Origin of the sequence: Algoriphagus lacus, from assembly GCF_003583985.1 — a bacterium.
Classification (GTDB): Bacteria; Bacteroidota; Bacteroidia; order Cytophagales; family Cyclobacteriaceae; genus Algoriphagus; species Algoriphagus lacus.
Map to the genome: position 1 here is coordinate 1 of NZ_QXML01000024.1, position 3,752 is coordinate 3,752.

The 3,752-nt window shown below is 37.7% G+C and carries 6 protein-coding genes and 1 pseudogene; all 7 read left to right on the top strand.

Annotated elements, in window-relative coordinates; translation table 11 throughout:
* Positions 1 to 234, top strand: a 234-nt coding sequence (locus D0X99_RS20640; RefSeq protein ID WP_233553770.1) for a hypothetical protein, incomplete at its 5' end; no start/stop codon positions are given.
* Positions 235 to 644: 410 nt separating this feature from the next.
* Positions 645 to 776: pseudogene (locus D0X99_RS20800) on the top strand (RHS repeat-associated core domain-containing protein); the annotation flags it as partial.
* Between the two features lie 9 nt (positions 777 to 785).
* Positions 786 to 1,544 carry a hypothetical protein gene (locus D0X99_RS20535; RefSeq protein WP_233553771.1) on the top strand — a complete coding sequence of 253 codons (759 nt, stop codon included), beginning with the start codon at positions 786 to 788 and terminating at the stop codon, positions 1,542 to 1,544.
* A gap of 77 nt (positions 1,545 to 1,621) precedes the next feature.
* On the top strand, positions 1,622 to 1,957 hold the full coding sequence (locus tag D0X99_RS20160) for a hypothetical protein (RefSeq protein ID WP_119479676.1): 336 nt from the start codon (positions 1,622 to 1,624) through the stop codon (positions 1,955 to 1,957).
* A 495-nt stretch (positions 1,958 to 2,452) separates the two neighbouring features.
* Positions 2,453 to 3,031, top strand: coding sequence for an RHS repeat-associated core domain-containing protein (locus D0X99_RS20165; RefSeq protein WP_199708184.1), 579 nt, complete (start codon positions 2,453 to 2,455; stop codon positions 3,029 to 3,031).
* Between the two features lie 9 nt (positions 3,032 to 3,040).
* Positions 3,041 to 3,415, top strand: a complete 375-nt coding sequence (locus D0X99_RS20170; protein ID WP_119479678.1) for a hypothetical protein — start codon at positions 3,041 to 3,043, stop codon at positions 3,413 to 3,415.
* Positions 3,416 to 3,427: 12 nt separating this feature from the next.
* Positions 3,428 to 3,752 (top strand): hypothetical protein (locus tag D0X99_RS20175; protein ID WP_147392291.1); only part of this gene is annotated, 325 nt, incomplete at its 3' end.

A 3,752-nucleotide genomic window follows, 5' to 3' on the forward strand; every position in this document is an offset into this window, starting at 1 on the left:
ATAGAAGAAATTCAAAGTATTTATCCAAATATTGAAAAAAAGGAATTTATTTATCAAAATGAAGTGATTGATTTCAATGATTTATCTATAATTATAAATTCCAAATGTGATACTTATTGGCATGTAAACTTTGGACTTGTTCAGTTTTGTTTTGTTGTTGAAAATGGGAGGATGATTAAAGTTAACTCGGTAAGAATTGGTTATTTGGGAAATGAATTTCCGATATGTTGTTAATTTTTTTATCTCAGGAAATATGTCTTGAAATATTTATAGCAACTGAAAAATCAGAATAGACTTAATCCAAAAACTGACAATCAAAAGTCACGGCTAAATAAAAATCTACCTGGTCAATGAAACGGCTGAAAACGGTCTGGCCTGCCTGCTGCAGGCAGGTTTGACCAGTTCCGGATTATGAGTACCGGCCCGCTGATCGTTCAGGAGACGCACGGCGCCTGTCCCGATGAGCGAAGCGATATCGGGAATCCCTTAGGGAGTGGATCTTTCAGGCTTAGGATGCCAATATGGGGGAATCAAAACAAATCCGTATCTATACAATGAGGACTGAGCGTTAAGGATTAGCCCAGTGGGCTAATCTAGCGAAGGGCCAGCTTGCAGGGCGGGAGACAAGCGGCTTGGGCGTGATCATGTATGATTACGGGGCAAGATTCTATATTCCTGCGATTGGGAGATGGTTTGTGCATGATCCGCTAGCGGAAGAGATGCGAAGGCATTCACCCTACAATTATGCCTTCAATAATCCAATGAGGTTTATAGATCCAGACGGAATGGCTCCTTATTCGGTACAGGGAACGCCGGTTCAAAATGGGGAAGACGCTGCACAAGATGATCTTTTATATTCTAACGGATACACAGAAGAAAGTTCAAGAAATAGTACTGGGTCTATTTCCTTGAGTGGGTCTTACACAAGAACCATCCAAACTGATTTAGTTACATTTAACTGGGAAAATACACCTGTTTTTGGTGGATATTTTGAGAGCTATATCAAAGAAACTGGAAGAGTTACTGGTATAAATTACTATGGAGGTGCTCCAAATTTACTTGGTGCTGGAGGGTTTGGGGATATGGGAGGAGCTGGTGCTCAAAGTGGTGGGGGTGGGCACAGTTTTGCTGACAATGTTGGTTTGGCTGGAACAATTGGAGACCCGATTGGAAGCGGAGCAAAAGGTATTTTGGATAATCGAGGAGCCTATATGCCACGAGGCCAAATTTATGGAATGAATAGAGAAATTACTGTAAGAACCCCTATAGCCAATATAAATACGACATCTAAAGTTCTAAACTATGCTCGTGTTGGAGGAAAAGTACTTGGTGTTGCAGGTGTAGTAGCTACGGGTTATCAAATGTATGGAGATATAGATGGTGGTAGATACTACAGTGCTGGTACACGTGCCGCAGTTTTTGGTGTAGGAGCAGGTGCTGCTTTTATTCCAGTTGTAGGTTGGGGAGTAGCTGCAGGGATAGGCGTGGCTGATTATATTTGGGGAGACCAGTTTTACAATTATGTTGAAAATCGAATGCGATAAAAATATTTATGAGAGTATATAATTATTTGTTTTACAAAAGTTATCAATTGGCTGTTCGGTCAAAAAACTTTGATGACATGCCTGCCTTAGGAGGAATTATTTTTGTAGCTGCATGCATAATGTTTAATATTTTCACGATTTCATTAGTCTTAGAAGGCTTCAGGGTTATTGATATTTCTTTTAAGAAGGAATATAAATATCCTTTCGCATTAGTATTGGTACTTTTGATTTTGATGTATTATCTCCTTAATGGTCGCTATAAGAATATAGTAAAGGAATATGAGGACAGAGAAAGAGAATTGGGTAAAGGTATTCACCCAATTTTTGTAATCATAGTATATTACGTAATTAGCTTTGGTTTAATGCTATTAGCAGGATTGTTTAAGAATGGCGATTGGATTTTTTCACAATGATGTAAAAAATAAGCAAAACAGAAAAACCCCGTCTAGGTGTAGAAGAAATATCGGTAGGACTAGGTGTAGATTGCATCTACACCTTTTTATACAAACAAATTTGTAATTTGCTTATGATACTAGGGTTAAAGAAGAATGGCCAATTACATCCCGTCTAGGTGTAGAAGAAATATCGGTAGGACTAGGTGTAGATTGCATCTACACCTTTTTATACAAACAAATTTGTAATTTTCTTATTATACTAGGGTTAAAGAAGAATGGCCAATTACAAATTGTTAATGATACTAGAGTGAAGTTGCAAACTTCACTCAGCGCCAATCGAACTTTAGAGTTGCTGAGTATAGACTACGCCTAGGAGGGGGCTATGCGCTTTATGATGCAGACAGTAATCTGTATGAACAAAGAAAGGTCATCCTATCCAAAAAAGCCCGAAATAAACACGAGGAACTGATCCAAAAGCTGGCGATAAAGAAAGATGGATACATAGAAACCTATTTGGTCAATGAAACGGCTGAAAACGTTTGGTTTGACCAGTTCCGGATCATGAGTACAGGTCCGCTGATCGTGCAGGAGACCCATTATGATCCTTGGGGAGTTGAACTCTCGGGACTAGGTTACCAATATGGAGGAATCAAGGTGAATCCGTATCTATACAATGGGAAAGAGCTGACAAGCGGCTTGGGTGTGATCATGTACGATTACGGGGCGAGGTTTTATATTCCTGCGATTGGGAGATGGTTTGTTCATGATCCGCTGGCGGAAGATATGCGAAGGCATTCACCCTACAATTATGCCTTCAATAACCCCATTAGGTTTATAGATCCAGACGGGATGGCTCCATTTGACATTACTCTATTGGGCTCCAATAACTCAAGTATAACTGTAAAAACGGATATAAACTTGACTATAAACGCCAGTGGGTTGGGGGTTGATTTTGGGGGAAATTATAATTTAGAAGGAAGAGATGTTTTGCAAGCTGTCGTCGATATCGGAGGAGTTTTTGATCCAACTCCAACTCTAGATATTTTTGGAGCTTCGATGTCTGCTGAAAGTGGCGATTATTTGGGAGCATAAGCTAGTATTTTGGGGGCTGTTTTGCCTTATGCGGGTGATCTGGCAAAGACTGGAAAAATTGCCAAAGGATTAAATGTAATCGATGAAGCAATTAAGGTAGGTAAAACAGAAAAAAAAGGAACTGGTTCTTACACAATAACATTTGAAAATGGGATGAAATACCATGGTAAAGGACCTGAGTCAAGAATGAATAAATCTGCTAACGAAAGAGCAACAAAAAATAATCCAGTTAAATCAAAAGATTGGACTCCAGCCAAGAATGACAGAGATGCATTCAAGCAAGAGTCAGAAAGGTTGGAAAACGATGGTGGACATAGGAGTAATACTAATTATAATAAAAGGGATTCTCCTGGTACTAAATATAGAAAACAAGATGGCGATTAATTGATATAATATATGGGAATAATTACATTAGATGGGTTTGATTTTATTCAAGATTTAAATGGTGATCCTGACGCTTTTATTGTTAAAGGCGAATCATTAATTGATGAAATAGAATATATAAAATTGAAAAATATAAAATCTATTTATTTAACCTACTTTAAATCTAAAAATATAAAAAATTTAGATTTTTTAAATCAAGTGCCTTTTGTTGAAAAAGTTAATTTAAACGGATTGGAGGTCGATTATTTAGGTCTTTATCATTTGAAGAGTTTAAAAAGTATTACGTTAAGTGTAATTAACAAAAATCAACATTTGGATTTTTCTTACTTTTCAGAGC